This window comes from Bacillus cereus group sp. MYBK15-3 (assembly GCF_051916765.1).
In the GTDB taxonomy this organism is placed as follows: domain Bacteria; phylum Bacillota; class Bacilli; order Bacillales; family Bacillaceae_G; genus Bacillus_A; species Bacillus_A cereus.
Window position 1 is genome coordinate 1,249,076 of record NZ_JBQAHG010000001.1, and the last position, 17,486, is coordinate 1,266,561.

Consider the following 17,486-nt stretch of genomic DNA (forward strand, 5'->3'; position numbering starts at 1 on the left):
ACCTTGCTTTTTCACGCTTCTCTTACTGCACTTTGCATAGATACTGGCTCTTCTTCTACTTTCACTTTGCGCTGCGGCACCATATTAAATACGATATTTAAAAGTACTGCTGACGCACTTCCAAGTACAATTCCGTTATCTGTTAAAATACGAATGCTTTCTGGAAGTTGTGAGAATAAAGTAGGAACGACTGTAACTCCAAGTCCGATTCCGACAGAACATGCAACGATTAATAAATTTTCTTGTTTACCAAAATCAACGCTACTTAACATTTTAATACCATATGCCATTACCATACCGAACATTGCTAACATCGCACCGCCCAGTACTGATTTCGGAATAATTGTTGTAATAGCTGCAATTTTCGGAATGAATCCAAGAACGATTAACATACCACCACAAGTATAAATAATAACGCGATTTCTTACTCCAGTTAATTGAACAAGCCCTACGTTTTGAGAGTATGTTGTATATGGGAACGCGTTGAAAATACCACCTAACACCATCGCTAATCCTTCTGCTCGATAGCCTTTTGTTAATTCTTTTTCACCAATCTTTTTATTGCAAATATCAGATAATGCAAAGTATACACCTGTTGCTTCTACGATCCCTACGCAAGCAACTAAAGTCATCGTAATAATTGGCGTCAATTCAAATGTTGGTGTACCGAAGTAAAATGGCTGAATACCATGGAACCAATCTGCTTCTCCAACTGCTTGCAAGCTTACTTTCCCCATAAATGCTGCAACGATTGTACCGAATAAAAGTCCTAGTAAAATAGAGATTGAACGAATAAATCCGTCGAAGAAACGATACATAATGATGATAAATAGTAACACACCAAATGCTAATGCTAAATTTTCAAGACTACCGAAATCCTTGCTTCCTACTCCTCCAGCCATATCATTAATTGCTGCTGGAACAAGTGTAACTCCAATTACAGTAACGACAGATCCTGTTACAACAGGGGGAAACAGTTTTACAAGCTTTCCAAATAATTTCGCAAAAATAACAACGAATAACCCGGCAGCAATAATTGCTCCATAAATAGAAGATACGCCGTATTGTTTCCCGATTGCAATCATCGGCCCAACCGCTGTAAATGTACAACCAAGTACAACGGGAAGTCCTATACCGAAAAAGCGATTTGATAATGCTTGTAAAATTGTCGCAACGCCGCACATTAATAAATCAATTGAGACTAAGTACGTTAACTCTTTTTGATTTAAACCAAGTCCACCGCCCACAATCAGCGGAACGATAATTGCACCAGCATACATAGCAAGCATATGCTGCATACCGAGCGATGCGATTTTAAATGGATGTTGCTTCATCGTTTATTTCACCTCCGCAGTTTCTTGCTGTACAAATGTAACTGTGCCGTTATCAAGTGATGCAATTTCTGCTAGTGATTCAACACGAACGCCTTGTTCACGAAGCTTCTTTCCTCCATCTTGAAATGCTTTTTCAATAACAATTCCAATTCCTGCAATACTCGCTCCTGCTTGCTCTACTAAGCTCATTAAACCTAAAGCAGCCTGACCGTTTGCTAAGAAGTCATCGATGATTAAAACGCGATCACTTTCATCGATATGATTTCGAGATAATGAAATTTCATTCGTCTCTTGTTTCGTAAATGAATATACGTTTGCAACGTACATATTATCTTGTAACGTTAACGATTTACGTTTTCTTGCAAAAATTACTTTTACACCAAGCTCTAATGCAGCCATAACTGCTGGTGCAATGCCTGAAGATTCAATCGTCACGATTTTTGTAATGTTCTCTTCTTTAAAACGTTTAGCAAATTCTTTTCCGATTTCTTGCATAAGTACTGGATCAATTTGATGATTTAAAAAAGCATCTACCTTTAATACGTCACCAGATAAAACCTTTCCTTCGTTCAAAATCTTTTCTTGTAATACTTTCATGTTTGTTCCCCCTCTTATGCAATAAAAAAACTCCAAAAGCCGCCACCACTCGTTACAAGTGAGAGACGCGCTTTTGGAGTTTCGCAAAAAAAGAATGCTAAACAAGCAATTATATTCGTCCTCACTCATAGTCAAAGTATTTACGGTACTTCGGTAGAAACTTGCAGGCCATATCCCCGCGATTATATGAGTGTAGCTAACTATTTATTTTATAGAAGGATTATAACGTACTTTTTATGCTTTGAAAAGCATTTATCAAAAAAACACGTACAAATTTTTAAAAACCACTATCTTTGTTCGAGTTTTGCAAACTCTTTCATTCCCAATTACAACTTCGTTAAAATGATTGGCCCATCTTTTGTAATCGCAATTGTATGCTCATATTGAGCTGATAATTTCCCGTCCATCGTTCGTACAGTCCACCCATTTAAATCTACTTTAGAATATCGCATACCTATATTTACAATCGGTTCAATTGTAATTACCATTCCTTCTTGTAACTGAGGTCCTTGTCCTTGTTTCCCAAAATGAAAAATTGCTGGTTCTTCATGAATCTCTTTACCAATCCCATGTCCCGTAAAGTCTCTTGCGACAGAAAAACCTTCATTTGTTACATAACTTTCAATTGCATAGCCAATGTCTCCTACATGATTACCAATTACCGCCTGATCAATCCCTTTATACAAAGCATTCTCAGCTACTAACAACAACTTTTCTGCTTCATCAGAAACTTTTCCAACTCTATACGTCCAAGCAGAATCTGAAAGACCACCATTTAAGTTTACTACCGTGTCAATTGTTACAATATTACCCTCAGTTAAAGGAACATCGGCCGGAAACGCATGACACATTTCATCGTTTACAGATGCACATATCGCATATGGATACCCGTTGTAACCTTTCTGTTCAGATGTGGCACCATGCTTTTTTAAATACATTTCAACAAACGTATCAATCTCTTGTGTCGTTATACCTGGCTTTATCATTTTCGCAATTTCTTTATGACATGAAGCAAGTAATTTTCCAGATTCATGCATCAAATCTATTTCATTTTTCGTTTTAATTGTAATCATACTACCTCTACCTTTCCTTGCTAAACCTGCTATTTGCTACTAAACTTCTATCATACACACCCTCTACCAAAATTTCAAAAGCCTCAATTACAACAAGTAAACAATATGTATCATATATTTCTAAATCAAAATAAAAAAACAGAAGATCCTCTGTTTTTTAATCACGTTTACATATATAGTTCATTTTCAAGAACTCAAAACAACCACCATTTGTTTTCTGTATAAACGTTCCAACCGCTTCAAATCCCGCCCTTTTATACACTTTTATCGCTCTCTCATTAAATGTCGCTACTGATAGTGTTATATATTTGCATCCGTATTTTTCTTTGCTAAAAGCTAGTCCAGCATTCACGAACTGTAAACCAAATCCATTACCAGTTATATTAGGTCTCATTCCAAGTCCTATATCAACCGTTCCATTATTTATCTTACAAACCGTAAAGAACCCAATGAGAGTACCATTTTCTTTCACAGAAAACACATGATTCCCTCTACTCTCACCCTCTAAAAACTCAGCTAAATCTTCTTCATCTGCCTCTATATCGTAAAAGGAATATTCCCCTTTATAATGCCAGTTATACGCGATTTCCTCCGCTTCTTCTTGCTTCATTACTGTATATGTATACCCCATTCTCTCATCCCCTTTAATAAAAAGAGCTGCAATTAAGCAGCTCTTTTTTTACAACTCATAAATCTCTTTATATTTCGTTTCTAAATAATCTGCTAAGTAATTTGCATTTAGCCCTTCGCCTGTTACATCTTCTAAAATTTCAAGTGGCTTTTTCGTTTTACCATATTGGTGAATATGTTCTGTTAACCATTCACGAATTGGTGTTACGTTTCCTTCTTCTAACAATGCATCAAAGTTCGGAATGTCTTTTAACATTCTTTGCTTAAATTGCGCTGCATACATGTAACCAAGCGCATAAGATGGGAAGTATCCAAATGAGCCACCAGCCCAGTGAACATCTTGCAATACACCTTGCGCATCATTTTCCGGACGAATTCCTAAATATGCTTCCATCTTATCATTCCAAGCTGCTGGTAAGTCCTTCACTTGTAATGTACCATCAAATAATTCTTTCTCTAATTCATAACGCACCATAACATGAAGCGGGTATGTAAGCTCATCTGCTTCTATACGAATGAATGACGGCTTTGATTCGTTAATTGCATCATAAAATTCATCGACTGACATATCATCAAATTGACCATTGCTATACTCTTTTAATAAATCATAATTTTTCTTCCAGAATGATTTATTACGGCCGATAAAGTTCTCAAAGAATAACGATTGTGACTCATGAATACCCATAGATGTTCCACTACATAACGGTGTACCTTCAAATTTCTCTGCAATATTTTGTTCATATACAGCATGACCACATTCATGAATTGTTCCAAACACAGCCATGCGGAAATCCTTTTCGTCATAGCGTGTCGTAATACGAACATCCCCTCTATTTAATGTAATCTCGAATGGATGTACTGTTTCATCAAGACGACCTGCTTCAAAGTCATAATTCAATTGCTTTAATAGTTCTAATGTAAAGTTCTTTTGTTTTTCTTTTGAAAATTTTTCCGATAAAGCACTTGTTTTTAATCCTTTTTTAGACTCAGAGATTTCTTTTACAAGCGGCACGATGCGCTCACGAAGTTGACCAAATACGTGATCTAAAACTTCTACTGTAATACCTGGCTCGTACATGTCTAATAATGTATTGTATTTATATGTTTCGTAACCCCAATATGTAATAAATTTCTTTTTAAATTCAACAATTTTTTCTAAGTACGGGCGGAACATTTCGAAATCAGATTTTTCGCGAGCTTCTTCCCACACACTCTCTGCTTTCGCTTCTAATTTCACATACGCTTCGTATTCCGCTTGTGGAATTTTCTTATTTCTATCATATTCTTTACGACACTCTTCAACCATTTTCTTCGTCGTTTCAGAAAGTTTATCTTCACGTATTAAAGCTTCAAGCTCTGTTAAATAGTTCCCCATCTCATCTGAAGTCGACATGGCAAATACTTCTGATGAAAGCATGCCAATTACTTCTGAACGCTGGTCTACACCTTTTTTAGGCGCCCCTGTTCTCAAGTCCCAAAACATTAAGCTTAATGCTTCTCCGTAATTTTGTATCTTCTTCACGTATGTTAAAAATTGTTTTTCTACTTCATATGTAGCTACTGTCATTGTATAAAAACCTCCTTTTTCTACCTCAAACTTAATTCGACATGAAAATCTAATTTCCTTTTATAATAGAAAAAAAGCTTGGCAAGCGCCAAGCTTTCTCCTTATAATTCTTTACCTTCTACTGGTAGTACGTTTTTGACCGCTTCTATCACTTTCTCATCTTCTGTATCAGATAAGAAGATTGATATAGCACCTTTATCGTCGCTCGTACGAATTAAACGGCCAATCCCTTGACGAAGACGTAAAATCATATACGGTACATCTACATCCCAGAACGGGTCATTCACATGTTTACGCTTCGCTTCAAACACAGGATCGTTTGGAGGGAATGGTAATGACCAAATGATAACATGTGATAATGATGAACCAGGAATATCTAAACCTTCCCATAAATGAACGGCACAAAGTACATTCTCTTCTTCATTTTGGAAACGAGAAACGAGCTGACTAATTTCTTGATCCCCTTCATATAAGAACGGAACTGACATTTGTTCTTTACTTACATATTCTTTAAACGCTGCAAGTTCTTGCGTTGTACGGAATAATACAAGTGTACGTCCGTTTGTTTTCTGTATATTTTCAAGTGTATATTGACACTTTCTTTCCCACTCATCTTCTTTCGTATGCGATAGTAAGTTTACTGCCATTTGCTCTTCATAATCAAATGGTGAGGCAACTGAGAATGATAAGTAATCTTTTACCCCTAGGCTATTTGCTGTAAATGCGAATGAATCGTTATTAGATAATGTAGCAGATGAGAAGATATACGGGATTTTCTTCGAGAATACTTTCTCTTGTAATACTTCTTCAACTGCACGTGGCATAATTACTAACGTGAAGGCTCCATCACCTTCTTCACCCCATGTAATTACATTTTTCTCATGCATGAATAGACGAAGTGAATGTTCTAATACATCTAAATGTTCATCAACGATATTTAAATCATACGTATTTACTGTATGCATTTCACTTTCAAATACTAACGCATCACCGACTTCACCAATTTTCGCATAAAGTCGTTTTGCTTCAGCTGTTACTTTTTCTGTCACAGTAATTTCTAAACGATCAGAACCGGCAATTTCTTTTTTGTTTTCTTGTAACACATCAAAGAATCGCTCTGTTTGCCAAATTGTTTCTTCTACTAAATGTGCAAACTCTTCACGAATATCGTTTTGTAATAATCTCGTTAAAAGTTGCTCCATCATCGTTTGCTTTAAACGATATGTTAAAGCTTTTTGAGCTGCATATTCTACAAGATGTCCTTCATCGAATACAACACAACTACTTTCTGGTAATAATGGAATTTGTCCTTCACGCTTTCGAGCATCGTACGTCCAAATATGATCCATATAAAAATCTTGAGAACAAATAATTAAATCTGCTGCTTTACGATAATGTTCACGTGAAAGAGTTTGACCGCAACGATGACGAGAATCACAAGTGAAGCAATCTTGGAAGTAATCCCAATTTACTTTTGACCATTCTTCGTCATTTAATAGTGGAAATTCTTTTCGGTCACCATAGTGAGTAAAGTTTTGCATCGTACCATGATCAAATACGAATTGTGGTAATTCATAATATACGTCTTCAATTACTTCTGGAGCTCGTCCACTCATAACATCTTCAAGCTTACGTAAACATAAATAATTATCCATTGATTTCGCAAGTCTTACATCTACAGATAAGCCTAACGCTTCAGATAATTTCGCAATGTCTCCTTCTTCTTTCACAAGCTGCTCAATTAACGTTTCATCTGCACAAGCAATTATAGCTGGTTTTCCAGTATAACGCGCATAGCAAATTGCATATAGAAGATATACAATAGTTTTCCCTGTTCCTACACCCGCTTCTGCGAACATAACTTTCTTTTCTTGGAAAGCACGCTCTAATTGAAACGCCATAAAAATTTGTTCATCACGCTCTTCAAAACCTTTTTCCGGAAGGATGTCGTAAAACACATCTCCAATCCACTCATTCAACTTATCATAAAAATTGTCTTGTTTTCCTACTTCAAATGGTAATCTCTTCTCAGTAAACATCCTTAGCCTCCAACCAAAAAGTTTTTCTATAAAAAGATATAGTAACCGCTACTCATATGTGTGCAGCTACTTTCCCCTGTTGCCATACATATAAATACACGAAAAAAAATTTTCCTTTCGAAAAAGGAAAATTTTCTTCTATATTAATGACTTTAAATACCTTTTATCAATCGCTGTTTCATGTGAAAGAGCTGACAAATATTCTTCTTGTGCTTTTTGTATTTCATCTACAATCGCATCTTGACTATCCACTTCTTTTCCGAGCTCATCATACGTACGGTGAATAGCTTTTTGAATCATTGATAATTGGAAATTATCCATATCACTTCCTCCTTTACGCATTACATAATAGCCAGTATATGCGCGCTGGAGGAGTTTTATACTATGAATTACGCGGTGGACGTTTTCCGAAGTACTGATAGTAATCTGTACGGATAAATCCGTTAAACAGTTTACGTTTCTTCGATGCATCTTTTCCATAGCACTTCTCAAATGCTTCGTAACTTGTTAATACATACGCTGACCATGTATCTAATGGGCGGAATACTTGTCCCATTTCTTTGTACAATTGTTCAACAAGTGCTTTTTCACTTAAACGTTCTCCGTATGGAGGATTCGTTACAACATAGCCATAATCCTCTTTTGTTGTGAAATCTTTTACTTGCATTTGTTTAAATGTAATTAAATCGCCTAAGCCTACTTCTTCTGCATTATCTTGAGCAACTCGAATCATACGATGATCAATATCTGATCCAATGATTTGTAATCGTTGATCATAGTTCGCTAAATCTTCAGCTTCTTGACGAGCTTCACGCCAGTTTTGTTTACCTACCCAGCCCCACTCGTCAGATGCGAAACCACGGTTAAATCCTGGTGCGATGTTTTGTCCAATTAATGCTGCTTCAATCGGAATTGTACCTGATCCACAGAATGGATCAACAAATGGACGATCTGGCTTCCAGTTTGTTAATTTAATTAAAGACGCAGCTAATGTTTCTTTTAACGGAGCTTCCCCTTGATCCATACGGTATCCACGTTTATGAAGTCCAACACCGCTCGCATCAATTGTTAATGTTGCAATATCCTTGAGCATTGCAATCTCAATACGGAATAATGGACCATCTTCTTCAAACCAAGTTGTACGTTTATATGTTGTTTTTAATTTTTCAACGACAGCTTTTTTAACGATACGTTGGCAATCCGAAACACTGAATAATTCAGATTTTAAAGATTTACCAATAACAGGGAATTCACCATTCTCTGGAATATAATCTCCCCAGTTTAATGCTTTCGTTTTTTCAAATAGCTCATCAAATGTTGTTGCTTTAAATTCGCCAACTTTAATTTTTACACGGTCCGCAGTACGTAACCATAAATTCGTACGACAAATCGCCTTTTCATCTGCTTCAAATGTTACTTTGCTGTTTTCTACTTGACATTCATAACCAAGATCGCGAACTTCTCGGGCAACTAACGCTTCAATACCCATTGCCGCTGTTGCAATTAAAGTAACTTTTCCCATTTGCATTCACCTCTTATGTATATTCAAACAATAATTAATAGCAATTGGTCCTATTAATCATTACATTTTACGAAAAATTTTCTCATTAACCATTTTAACTCATACTTTATAACTTCATACAAATAAAAAGCCCTCCTCTAACAAAGGAGAGCTGAGTTATTTCATAGTTGGTTCATAACGTTCTGTAAGCCATGTTCTGTTCCTTTGTACTACAAACGGCCCACGCCTCGTACTCCGGTGGCAATCATCTATCTACAGGTTATAAAACCTGTCCTTTCCCGTCGTTCATTTCCTTGGAAAAGATTCCCCTACCATTATTTGGGTTTCTCGCTCGTGGGGTTTACCTCGTTCCACTCCTATCATTTCTTCAAGGACTTCGTCACTGTGGCACTTTAAAGGTAGTCAAACCATATCCGAAAGGACTTAGGTTTTTTCCCTGCCGTTAAACCAGCCTTACAGCCAGAATACCCTAGCTTATGAATTGGCTAGGCACGAACACTACAGCCATCTCAGGCCGTGCGAGCATGGACTTTCCTCTACAACGTTGGCGTTGCAGCGATTACCCAAACGTTATGACATCCATTAGTATAGTGGAAACAAAAAGATTTTGCAACGTTTTTTTCTATGTAAAATGCTTAAACCTTTTCCCACCTTACATCATTCGTATAACTTACTTCCAAATACAGCTTTTTCTAAGTTAGATAAGCGTTTTAAAATATCCGTATTCGTGTTGTTATAAACTGGTTGTGCAACTGGTGTTTGTACAGGTTGTTGTGGAACTTGCGTTACTGCTAGTTTTTGTTCCTCTAATTCACGCTTTAAACGAGCATTTTGTTGCTTTAATTGCTCAAACTCTTTGTGGAAAGCTTCATAGTCTTTAATGATCATATCAAGAAACTTGTCTACTTCTTCTTGCTGATAACCTCTCATACCTGTTTTAAATTCTTTTTCTAAAATATCTTTCGCTGTTAATTTAATTTTATCCGAAATCATTTTCTTCACCTCAAATTTTTACCAAAACTTTCATTAACTAAATTTTTTCAGAAACAATGCTTTTTGTCAATCATATATACGAGTACTATATTACATATTACTCTGCATTATTCCACTGTTCCTCTTCTATTATATCTTGTAAATCAGAAAAAAGAATGAAATAACTGTGATAATTTTCTATTTCTCCTTTTTTCTTTGCTGCTTCTACAATATATTTGGGACTTCCTGGTTTTTCTTCATCGTATACCGCTAAAAGCGCATCACTTTTTTCAATAAAAAAGTGATTTTTTAATTTAAATTGCTCTGGACTTTCATACTTCCGTTTCGTGATACTATCAACATGGTCTGCTTGAGAAAGGATAAATTCATAATATTCACGATTATCTTCTTTCCAATTTTCTTCTTGTTCTAAAAACGGAGTGAATACCGCTAATTTTAAATCTGGATATTCTACTTGCATTTCAAAAACAACTTCAGCAGCCCATAATTCTACACCTAATTGGCCACTTATTATAACCCACTCTAAACCATCTTCTACAAAATTGGTTAATTTACGGTGTAACGCTTTCTTTATACACTCCACCCCTGGATGATCATTTTTAAATATTCCAAGTTCAAATGGCTTATATCCTGTTACTGCAATAACTTTCATATCAACACTCCAATTACAAAAAAAGAACTAGCATTTCGCTAGTTCTAACATATCATTTACTTTTTAAACATTCCACCAACGTTTGGTCCGATATTTGGACCGAATGGTGATACGTTTGGTCCAATATTCGGTCCGAATGGTGATACGTTTGGTCCAAACGGAGATACATTTGGTCCTGGACCAAATGGTGATACGTGATGTCCATGATGTCCATGATGTCCATGGCCACACGGTCCACATCCGCCGCCGAATCCTGGGTCGATTGGGTCCACAACATTTACATTTGAATTTGTTTGCGGGAAGAAGTTTTGGTTTTTAATTTGTTGATGATGTACATGTGTTGTATGTGTTGGGAAAATGTGTGGCACCACCGTTGTTGAAAAAGAGTGTGTTACGCATTGTTTCGTCGGATGAATGACAGGAGCAGTCGTACAAATAGGTCCTGTAGGCTTATGCCCTCCAAAGCAAGGATGACAATGATGCATAGTTTTTTCTCTCCTCTCTCGTTAAAAAAATCTGATTACACTTTACAGTATGAGAAAAGAGAGAAAGCCGTTTGTTATATATACCCATTTATTACAAGGAAATTTGTCTAGTCCTTTATTTCATTTACATTGTTTTTATAGACAATCCTTCAACATCACTTACCAAAAAAGCCTCCAACTTGCTTTACAATACCTGTCACTTGATTCATCGCATTCATCATTTGTCCAGCTGTATTCATCATTTTATTTACATCATAGTTACCATCTGATGTTTTAAATTGAGAAACAAAACTAGAAAACTGGCTTGGCTGTTGTTGCTTTTGCTTACCCTGCGTCGGGTACGGTTGTTTTGGTGGATAAAACATCGCTTGTTGATTAGCATACGGCGATGGTGGTGGCATATAATATTGCGAATTCATATAAGGCTGCTGCTGTGGTTGATTCATGTATGGTTGCTGAGCTTGTGATTGTTGAACTTGATTCACATAAGGTTGCTGCTGTTGTGGTTGTTGAGCTTGATTCATAAAGGACACTTCAAACGGTTGATAATAATTTTGATTTCCATAATAAGGCTCGAAAGGATACATATTATACCGTAAATATGTATCCGTATTATATTGGTACATATTTTGCTGTGCATATGGATTCGTTTGCTGATATACGTTAGGTTGTTGAAACATGCATTCTCTCCTCCTTCACATAAGTTTCTACATATATAATATGTACCTATAAAATAATATGTGTGATGGAATATATGTCTATTTTTGTCGGAAGTTTAAATTTTTAAAAAATTAAAAAAGAAAACCCTTCCATGCTATGATAATTAAGAAGAAGATTCTCATGGGGGAGGAATCAACATGGTATTAGGGGATTTAAAACAAGCGTTTTCTCAAAAAAAGGGGTATTGCACAGAGAATGCAAATGAATTATTAGACTTTGCGAGACATTGGTATCTCGAAGGAAAAATATGCATATCAGATTATCGAACATTAATAAAAGAATTAGAAATAAACGGCGCAACAAAACCTACAACAATGACAGAAGCATAAAAATAACAAGAGGGCTCTCCCTCTTGTTATTTACATTGCTCAACTATATTTTGCAAAGTATACGAAATGGCTTGGTGTGTTTCAAAGAATCGTTTACCTTTACCTTTATTTACAAAGCATTGCAACACATTCGTTTGTAAATTATCGTATACTTGATCAATTTGCTGTACATGTATATACTTTGGCTTTTCTTCTTTAATCCACGTATAAGCTAGTTCTTTCCACTTCTTTAATTCCTCATCTACCATATCTACAAACGGTTTCATATCCTTATAAAAGTCGTATTCAGTTAGTTCTCTTTTTTTTACATTCGCTTCATTATTATACTGCATGAGTTTTTCTGAAGACTGTATTAATGCTTCATTCTTCATTTCTTTCCCACCTTATTATGCACTCACTACGACGTTTTGAAATGTCTTCACCCAATTCCCTTTTTCTTCGTGATGCACTAATTTATTTTCCATATGTTCAATATGCATTTCTGTTATTTCTATCTTATTACATATTTTTTCACTCGCATCCTTTAATGCATGATTCATTCTAATCCCTATATTCATTTCCAGCAAATCGAGAGAACTTAACATTTGATCCATTTTTTTCATTACATCTTCCTTCTGAACCATCGCCATATACAAAACGCCTCCTTCTTTGCTTTTCCTTTGTCATGTAATTTCGCCGAATGATTCACCACTCCTGCCCACATGACAAAACTAGTTGTTATTCGTCAAAGAAATCATTTCGTATGTCATTTATAGAAATGGTAACAATACAAAAAGGAGGTGTATTACAATGGCAAAGAACAAAAATGAAAAAAAGAAAAACCAAAACAAACAACAAAATAAACCCGAGACTGGCAATCCAAAGCTAGATGGTCCAAACTTCCCTGCTACATAAAGCGAGACTTTATTACGAACATTTAAATTTCAAATCATCCTTAATCTCCTACTAGCATTACGTTTTGAAATTAAAGTTGTAGCACGCATAGCAGGATTTTTTCAAATTAAGAAGTCCCGTCTTCAAAATGGAAGACGGGACTTCTTTTTTATTATATCATGAACTCATCGATCCTTTTAGCAAAACGGTTTACGATAGATAGCCTATAGATTTGTTCTCTCTTTCTTCTATACCATTCTGTTATATTAACTTCCCCTTTAGGTTCTTCAAGTACAAATAGCACATTCATTTTCATATTTGCACAAAACCAATCTCTCATTTTTATTTCTCCATGTAAAATAACAGGATAAATATCTCTAAGTGTTGGCGTATAAGACTTTCGAGTTTCCTTTGCGTAAACTTCATAATCTTCTCTAGACCCAGTATGTGTAGTTTGCAGTGCAAACTTATAAAACGAACCATTATAAATTGGATGAAACAATAACCATGCTAATTTTTTTCCTAGTTCTATACGCTTTTGTAACGTTTCAAATTGATAAACCGAAAACCCATACATTCTCCCTTCAATTGTTGGGAAGATAACTGCACTAATATGAAGTCTTTCTTGTACTTTAAAAAGTGCAGTATGGAATACATGTTTTTTAAAATATGTGTTCTCAATGACTGGTTTTTGAATTTTATTTTGTTCATTTATAATAAGCGCTGTCATAAGTCTATTCATATCTCTTCTTTCCCAGAAAAGTAACCATTCTTTTTCCATAAAAATTGATACATTGAAGTATTGCAACAAATGAAAGAGAGGTGCATGTCTCTTCTTACTTTCCTCATACAATAATAGCTGAGGAAATGCATCTAAAAAAATAATCCAATTAGCCTGTTCGTACAGAAGAAATAAATGTTTTTTTACCGTTCTAGGTAAAACAGTAGCATAATATCTCCCTTCTAAATCAGTCATATTCCAGCCCGCATTTCTCGAAACCATACTCGCTAAAAAGGCCCACCTGATTTCACTATTTCTTAAATAATATTCTTGATAAGATTGTGTCCGAGAAATATTGTCCACATTAGCTATTTCTGTTTTCTTTTTAATATTGTGAATGATTGCTTTTTCTTCCTCTATACAAAAATTTTTTTCTCGATTTTGTTTAATTTTCATATAATCATTCCATGTAAACATAAATAAGTCATCATACCTTTCATCAAAAAGGTCACATCTTTTTTCATTTTTTGATATAATCACCTTTGTAAGTAATTCTTAGCAAGTTGGGGGTGGACACACTATGACCATTCGTTACCCAAATGGAAAAAGGTATAATCAAGCTTCACAACCTCAAAAAACACCTATAAAAACACATACTTATAGTAATAGAGGTATGTCCCTTGAAGAGGAATTGAATGAAACAAATCAATATTACTTAACCCATAATATTGCATGTGTACATAAAAAGCCTACACCTCTTCAAATTGTAAAAGTAGATTACCCCGCTCGAAGTGCTGCAGTGGTAAAAGAAGCGTATTTTAAACAACCTTCTACAACAGATTACAACGGTGTATACAAAGGGAAATACATCGATTTTGAAGCAAAGGAAACCAAAAATAAAACTAGTTTCCCACTTCAAAACTTCCACCTTCATCAAATTGAACATATGAAGCAAGTGGTTGCTCATAATGGAATTGCATTTGTTATTATTAAATTTACACTTTTTGATGAATTTTATTTACTAGATGCAAAACATATTATTGCATTTTGGAATCGTCAAAATACTGGTGGACGCAAGTCGATTACGAAAGAAGAAATAGAAGAGCATGGATCCTTATTATCATGCGGTTATCACCCTCGGATTGACTATATCCGTGTACTAGACATGGTTTATTTTTCGTGATAGAGTCATCACTAAGGCTCTTTTTTCGACTTTTGGGGGAGAGAATGAAAGGTAGGAGAAAGTATAATGTCAGATAATTATCGTTCTCGTACAGAACGAAATCATGTGAAAAATCAAGAGAAAAAAACACATAAAGAAGAAAAACCAAAGAAAAAAGGCTCCTTTTTCAAGAAATTCCTTATAGGTTGTCTACTTCTTGGTATCGTTGGTCTTGTAGCCGGCGTTTCCGCTTTCTTTGTTATGGTAAAGGACGCTCCAAAATTAGACAAATCCAAACTTGTTAATCCTTTATCAACAAAGTTTCTCGATAAAAACGGAAATTTCTTTTATGAATACGGTGCTGAAAAACGAACACATGTTACTTATGATCAAATTCCAAAAGTAGTTGAAAATGCATTTCTTGCAACTGAGGATTCGCGTTTCTATGATCATAATGGAATTGATTTTAAACGAACTACAAAAGCAGTTATGGAAAATGTCACTGGTGGTTTCGGTTCCCAAGGTGGTAGTACGATTACACAGCAAGTCGTTAAAAACTACTTTCTAACGATGGACAAAACTGCTAAAAGAAAAGTGCAAGAATGGTACTTATCTTACAAATTAGAGCAACAATACTCTAAACATGAGATTTTAGAAATGTACTTAAATAAGATTAATTTAGGTAACCGTTCATACGGTATTGCGACAGCAGCGCAAAAATATTATGGTAAAGATTTAAAAGACTTGCAATTACATGAAGCTGCTATGCTCGCTGGTTTACCCCAAGGTCCAAACATTTATGATCCAACAAAAAAGGAAAATGTTGAACGAGCAACAAATCGTCGTAATGTCGTATTATCATTAATGAATCGACATGGTTATATAACAAAAGAAGAAATGAATAACGCCGTTAAGATTCCAGTAACTGAGGGCCTTCAACCGTCTTCAGAAGTAACTGAGATGAAGTATCAAGCATTTTTAGATGCGGTTGTAAAAGAAGTTGAAAAAGAATATCCTGATGTAAATATCGGTTCAGATGGTTTAACGATTCATACAACACTTGATCAAGATGCTCAAGATTACGCCGACAAAATTATGGATGGCAATCTTATTAAGTATCCGGACGATCAATTCCAAGGGTCATTCGTATTTATGGATACACAGTCTGGAGAAGTTCGAGCAATTGGTGCTGGACGTAAAGAAAGTAAGTCTACTTTCAAAGGTCATAATATGGCAACTGATTTAAAACGCCAAGTTGGTTCAACAATGAAACCAATTTTCGACTACGGTCCGGCAATTGAAAATTTACAATGGTCTACATACCATCAATTAAACGACTCAGAGTATACGTATTCCAATGGTAAGAAAATACAAAATGCAACAAAGAGTTACAAAGGTGACGTTTCACTACGTGAAGCTTTGAAAAAGTCATTAAACATTCCAGCTTTAAAGACAGCACAAACAGTTGGTCTTAATAAGTCAAAAGAATTTGCTGAAGGTTTAGGCATGACCTTTAAAGAAGGAAAAGTCTACGAATCAACAGCAATCGGTAGTAACGATAGTTCTCCATTAGAAGTAGCAGGTGCATATGCAACCTTTGGTAATAGTGGTAACTATAATAAACCACACTTCGTAAAAGAAGTAACCTTCCCGGACGGGAAAAAGAAAAGCTTTAAACCGAAAGAACATCGCGCAATGCAAGACTATACAGCTTATATGGTTACTGACGTTCTTCGTGACGTAGTAAAACCTGGTTCTGGTGGTACAGGTCCAACAGCATACGTTTCAGGTGTTGACGTAGCAGGTAAAACAGGAACACAAAACTTTGATGAATCAGTTCTTCAAAAATATGACATCCCAGCTGATGCAAACAGAGATAGCTGGTTTGCTGGATATACGCCACAATACACAATGGCTGTTTGGACCGGTTACGAAAAAGATGGTCCAAAAAATTATGTTAGCGATCGCTCCACTAGAATTGCACAGCAAATGTTCCAAGTAATGATGAGCAAATTCGCTACAGATAAATCACGCTTTGAACGTCCTTCTTCTGTACAAGAAATAAACGGAGAGTTATACGTAAAAGGTGCGAAAAAAGATGCAATTAAACAAATTAAAGTAGATGCCCCTAGTGGTCTGAATGTCACTTTTGATGGCGCTAGCACAGTTACACTAAACTGGTCTGGACCAGCAGAAGTTGATGCATATGCAGCCAGCTATAAAGCAACTGACGGTTCAAGTGGTAGCCTATCAATAAGTGGTACGACAGCTACTCTTGGTGGTATTAAACCAGGTGTTACTTACAGCTTCTCTGTAGTAGCGAAAAAAGGTACTGGCACAAGCCCAGCAGTTGGTGCATCCTTCACTGCGCCTGGCGGAACTCCAGATGCAAAAAAAGCTGAAGAAGAGGCTAAGAAAAAGGCCGATGAAGAAGCTAAGAAAAAAGCTGATGAGGAAGCCCAGAAAAAGGCTAATGAAGATAAAGTAAAACAAGACGAAGCTAAGAAAAAGGCTGAAGAAGAGGCTAAGAAACAACAAGAACAGCAACAGCAAGAACAACAACGTAAACAGCAAGAAGAAGCTCAAAAGAAAGCTGATGAGGAAGCTAGAAGGAAAGCTGAAGAAGAAGCTAAGAAAAAAGCTGAAGAAGAAGCTAAGAAGAAAGCTGAAGAAGAGGCCAAGAAAAAAGCTGAAGAAGAGGCTAAGAAACAACAAGAACAGCAACACCAAAATCCCGGAGGAGATACACCTCACGCAGACGGTGCTGTTGTTACAACAGAGTCCTAATA

Annotated in this window: 19 protein-coding genes, 1 other RNA gene and 1 riboswitch; of the genes, 4 read left to right on the forward strand and 16 right to left on the reverse strand. The window is 35.8% G+C overall.

Annotated features, from left to right (window positions below; genetic code table 11):
• Positions 1–11: 11 nt before the first annotated feature.
• The 13 genes from pbuX to ACTFR8_RS06395 all read right to left on the reverse strand — a co-directional run bounded on the left by pbuX (position 12) and on the right by ACTFR8_RS06395 (position 11,572).
• Complete coding sequence (gene pbuX, locus ACTFR8_RS06335) at positions 12–1,334, reverse strand: xanthine permease PbuX (RefSeq protein WP_000809228.1); 1,323 nt, start codon at positions 1,332–1,334, stop codon at positions 12–14.
• A gap of 3 nt (positions 1,335–1,337) precedes the next feature.
• The gene (locus ACTFR8_RS06340) at positions 1,338–1,931 is read right to left on the reverse strand and encodes a xanthine phosphoribosyltransferase (RefSeq protein ID WP_044584263.1); all 594 of its coding nucleotides are present in this window, start codon (positions 1,929–1,931) and stop codon (positions 1,338–1,340) included.
• A gap of 108 nt (positions 1,932–2,039) precedes the next feature.
• A riboswitch (purine riboswitch) is annotated at positions 2,040–2,141 on the reverse strand.
• Positions 2,142–2,257: 116 nt separating this feature from the next.
• The gene (locus ACTFR8_RS06345) at positions 2,258–3,004 is read right to left on the reverse strand and encodes a type I methionyl aminopeptidase (RefSeq protein WP_000628415.1); all 747 of its coding nucleotides are present in this window, start codon (positions 3,002–3,004) and stop codon (positions 2,258–2,260) included.
• Positions 3,005–3,161: 157 nt separating this feature from the next.
• Positions 3,162–3,635: a GNAT family N-acetyltransferase gene (locus tag ACTFR8_RS06350; protein WP_000542516.1), complete on the reverse strand. Its 474-nt coding sequence runs from the start codon at positions 3,633–3,635 to the stop codon at positions 3,162–3,164.
• Between the two features lie 48 nt (positions 3,636–3,683).
• Positions 3,684–5,201 (reverse strand): carboxypeptidase, encoded by a 1,518-nt coding sequence (ypwA, locus tag ACTFR8_RS06355; RefSeq protein WP_000215068.1) that lies wholly within the window; start codon positions 5,199–5,201, stop codon positions 3,684–3,686.
• A 101-nt stretch (positions 5,202–5,302) separates the two neighbouring features.
• Positions 5,303–7,240, reverse strand: a complete 1,938-nt coding sequence (locus ACTFR8_RS06360; RefSeq protein WP_000493693.1) for an ATP-dependent DNA helicase — start codon at positions 7,238–7,240, stop codon at positions 5,303–5,305.
• 138 nt (positions 7,241–7,378) lie between these two features.
• Positions 7,379–7,561: a DUF3921 family protein gene (locus ACTFR8_RS06365; protein WP_000368569.1), complete on the reverse strand. Its 183-nt coding sequence runs from the start codon at positions 7,559–7,561 to the stop codon at positions 7,379–7,381.
• Between the two features lie 61 nt (positions 7,562–7,622).
• On the reverse strand, positions 7,623–8,762 hold the full coding sequence (locus tag ACTFR8_RS06370; protein WP_000521224.1) for a THUMP domain-containing class I SAM-dependent RNA methyltransferase: 1,140 nt from the start codon (positions 8,760–8,762) through the stop codon (positions 7,623–7,625).
• 180 nt (positions 8,763–8,942) lie between these two features.
• An RNA gene (rnpB, locus tag ACTFR8_RS06375) (RNase P RNA component class B) lies at positions 8,943–9,333 on the reverse strand.
• Positions 9,334–9,419: 86 nt separating this feature from the next.
• Positions 9,420–9,755 (reverse strand): cell division regulator GpsB, encoded by a 336-nt coding sequence (gene gpsB / locus ACTFR8_RS06380; protein ID WP_000622431.1) that lies wholly within the window; start codon positions 9,753–9,755, stop codon positions 9,420–9,422.
• A gap of 97 nt (positions 9,756–9,852) precedes the next feature.
• Positions 9,853–10,407 (reverse strand): DUF1273 domain-containing protein, encoded by a 555-nt coding sequence (locus ACTFR8_RS06385; protein ID WP_000862913.1) that lies wholly within the window; start codon positions 10,405–10,407, stop codon positions 9,853–9,855.
• Positions 10,408–10,463: 56 nt separating this feature from the next.
• Positions 10,464–10,892 (reverse strand): CotD family spore coat protein, encoded by a 429-nt coding sequence (locus ACTFR8_RS06390; protein WP_000546268.1) that lies wholly within the window; start codon positions 10,890–10,892, stop codon positions 10,464–10,466.
• A 155-nt stretch (positions 10,893–11,047) separates the two neighbouring features.
• Entirely contained in the window at positions 11,048–11,572 is a 525-nt protein-coding gene (locus ACTFR8_RS06395) for a YppG family protein (protein WP_030024706.1), read from the reverse strand.
• 177 nt (positions 11,573–11,749) lie between these two features.
• Here ACTFR8_RS06395 and ACTFR8_RS06400 point away from each other — a divergent pair, with 177 nt between their 5' ends.
• Positions 11,750–11,941, forward strand: coding sequence for a YppF family protein (locus ACTFR8_RS06400; protein WP_000242652.1), 192 nt, complete (start codon positions 11,750–11,752; stop codon positions 11,939–11,941).
• A gap of 26 nt (positions 11,942–11,967) precedes the next feature.
• On the opposite strand, the gene ACTFR8_RS06405 is transcribed toward ACTFR8_RS06400, so the two are convergent.
• Positions 11,968–12,312: a YppE family protein gene (locus ACTFR8_RS06405; RefSeq protein ID WP_000786940.1), complete on the reverse strand. Its 345-nt coding sequence runs from the start codon at positions 12,310–12,312 to the stop codon at positions 11,968–11,970.
• A 15-nt stretch (positions 12,313–12,327) separates the two neighbouring features.
• Positions 12,328–12,570: a hypothetical protein gene (locus tag ACTFR8_RS06410; RefSeq protein WP_001252036.1), complete on the reverse strand. Its 243-nt coding sequence runs from the start codon at positions 12,568–12,570 to the stop codon at positions 12,328–12,330.
• 85 nt (positions 12,571–12,655) lie between these two features.
• On the opposite strand from ACTFR8_RS06410, the gene ACTFR8_RS06415 reads away from it, so the two are divergent.
• Complete coding sequence (locus ACTFR8_RS06415; RefSeq protein WP_001987054.1) at positions 12,656–12,835, forward strand: hypothetical protein; 180 nt, start codon at positions 12,656–12,658, stop codon at positions 12,833–12,835.
• A gap of 151 nt (positions 12,836–12,986) precedes the next feature.
• Here the strand turns inward: ACTFR8_RS06415 and ACTFR8_RS06420 are convergent, their stop codons facing one another.
• Positions 12,987–14,012: a DUF2515 domain-containing protein gene (locus ACTFR8_RS06420; protein ID WP_000495651.1), complete on the reverse strand. Its 1,026-nt coding sequence runs from the start codon at positions 14,010–14,012 to the stop codon at positions 12,987–12,989.
• A 103-nt stretch (positions 14,013–14,115) separates the two neighbouring features.
• Here ACTFR8_RS06420 and recU point away from each other — a divergent pair, with 103 nt between their 5' ends.
• Positions 14,116–14,718 (forward strand): Holliday junction resolvase RecU, encoded by a 603-nt coding sequence (recU, locus tag ACTFR8_RS06425; RefSeq protein WP_000155598.1) that lies wholly within the window; start codon positions 14,116–14,118, stop codon positions 14,716–14,718.
• Between the two features lie 66 nt (positions 14,719–14,784).
• Positions 14,785–17,484 carry a PBP1A family penicillin-binding protein gene (locus ACTFR8_RS06430; RefSeq protein ID WP_001283099.1) on the forward strand — a complete coding sequence of 900 codons (2,700 nt, stop codon included), beginning with the start codon at positions 14,785–14,787 and terminating at the stop codon, positions 17,482–17,484.
• Positions 17,485–17,486: the final 2 nt, after the last annotated feature.

What these genes read in the sequence shown, in the direction of transcription:
- ACTFR8_RS06400 (WP_000242652.1), top strand. Translation starts at nt 11,750, where the DNA reads ATGGTATTAGGGGATTTAAAACAAGCGTTTTCTCAAAAAAAGGGGTAT.
- ACTFR8_RS06365 (WP_000368569.1), bottom strand. Translation starts at nt 7,561, where the DNA reads ATGGATAATTTCCAATTATCAATGATTCAAAAAGCTATTCACCGTACG.
- ACTFR8_RS06360 (WP_000493693.1), bottom strand. Translation starts at nt 7,240, where the DNA reads ATGTTTACTGAGAAGAGATTACCATTTGAAGTAGGAAAACAAGACAAT.
- ACTFR8_RS06405 (WP_000786940.1), bottom strand. Translation starts at nt 12,312, where the DNA reads ATGAAGAATGAAGCATTAATACAGTCTTCAGAAAAACTCATGCAGTAT.
- ACTFR8_RS06385 (WP_000862913.1), bottom strand. Translation starts at nt 10,407, where the DNA reads ATGAAAGTTATTGCAGTAACAGGATATAAGCCATTTGAACTTGGAATA.
- gpsB (WP_000622431.1), bottom strand. Translation starts at nt 9,755, where the DNA reads ATGATTTCGGATAAAATTAAATTAACAGCGAAAGATATTTTAGAAAAA.
- pbuX (WP_000809228.1), bottom strand. Translation starts at nt 1,334, where the DNA reads ATGAAGCAACATCCATTTAAAATCGCATCGCTCGGTATGCAGCATATG.
- ACTFR8_RS06420 (WP_000495651.1), bottom strand. Translation starts at nt 14,012, where the DNA reads ATGTTTACATGGAATGATTATATGAAAATTAAACAAAATCGAGAAAAA.
- ACTFR8_RS06390 (WP_000546268.1), bottom strand. Translation starts at nt 10,892, where the DNA reads ATGCATCATTGTCATCCTTGCTTTGGAGGGCATAAGCCTACAGGACCT.
- ACTFR8_RS06350 (WP_000542516.1), bottom strand. Translation starts at nt 3,635, where the DNA reads ATGGGGTATACATATACAGTAATGAAGCAAGAAGAAGCGGAGGAAATC.
- ACTFR8_RS06340 (WP_044584263.1), bottom strand. Translation starts at nt 1,931, where the DNA reads ATGAAAGTATTACAAGAAAAGATTTTGAACGAAGGAAAGGTTTTATCT.
- ACTFR8_RS06370 (WP_000521224.1), bottom strand. Translation starts at nt 8,762, where the DNA reads ATGGGAAAAGTTACTTTAATTGCAACAGCGGCAATGGGTATTGAAGCG.
- ypwA (WP_000215068.1), bottom strand. Translation starts at nt 5,201, where the DNA reads ATGACAGTAGCTACATATGAAGTAGAAAAACAATTTTTAACATACGTG.
- ACTFR8_RS06395 (WP_030024706.1), bottom strand. Translation starts at nt 11,572, where the DNA reads ATGTTTCAACAACCTAACGTATATCAGCAAACGAATCCATATGCACAG.
- ACTFR8_RS06410 (WP_001252036.1), bottom strand. Translation starts at nt 12,570, where the DNA reads ATGGCGATGGTTCAGAAGGAAGATGTAATGAAAAAAATGGATCAAATG.
- ACTFR8_RS06345 (WP_000628415.1), bottom strand. Translation starts at nt 3,004, where the DNA reads ATGATTACAATTAAAACGAAAAATGAAATAGATTTGATGCATGAATCT.
- recU (WP_000155598.1), top strand. Translation starts at nt 14,116, where the DNA reads ATGACCATTCGTTACCCAAATGGAAAAAGGTATAATCAAGCTTCACAA.
- ACTFR8_RS06430 (WP_001283099.1), top strand. Translation starts at nt 14,785, where the DNA reads ATGTCAGATAATTATCGTTCTCGTACAGAACGAAATCATGTGAAAAAT.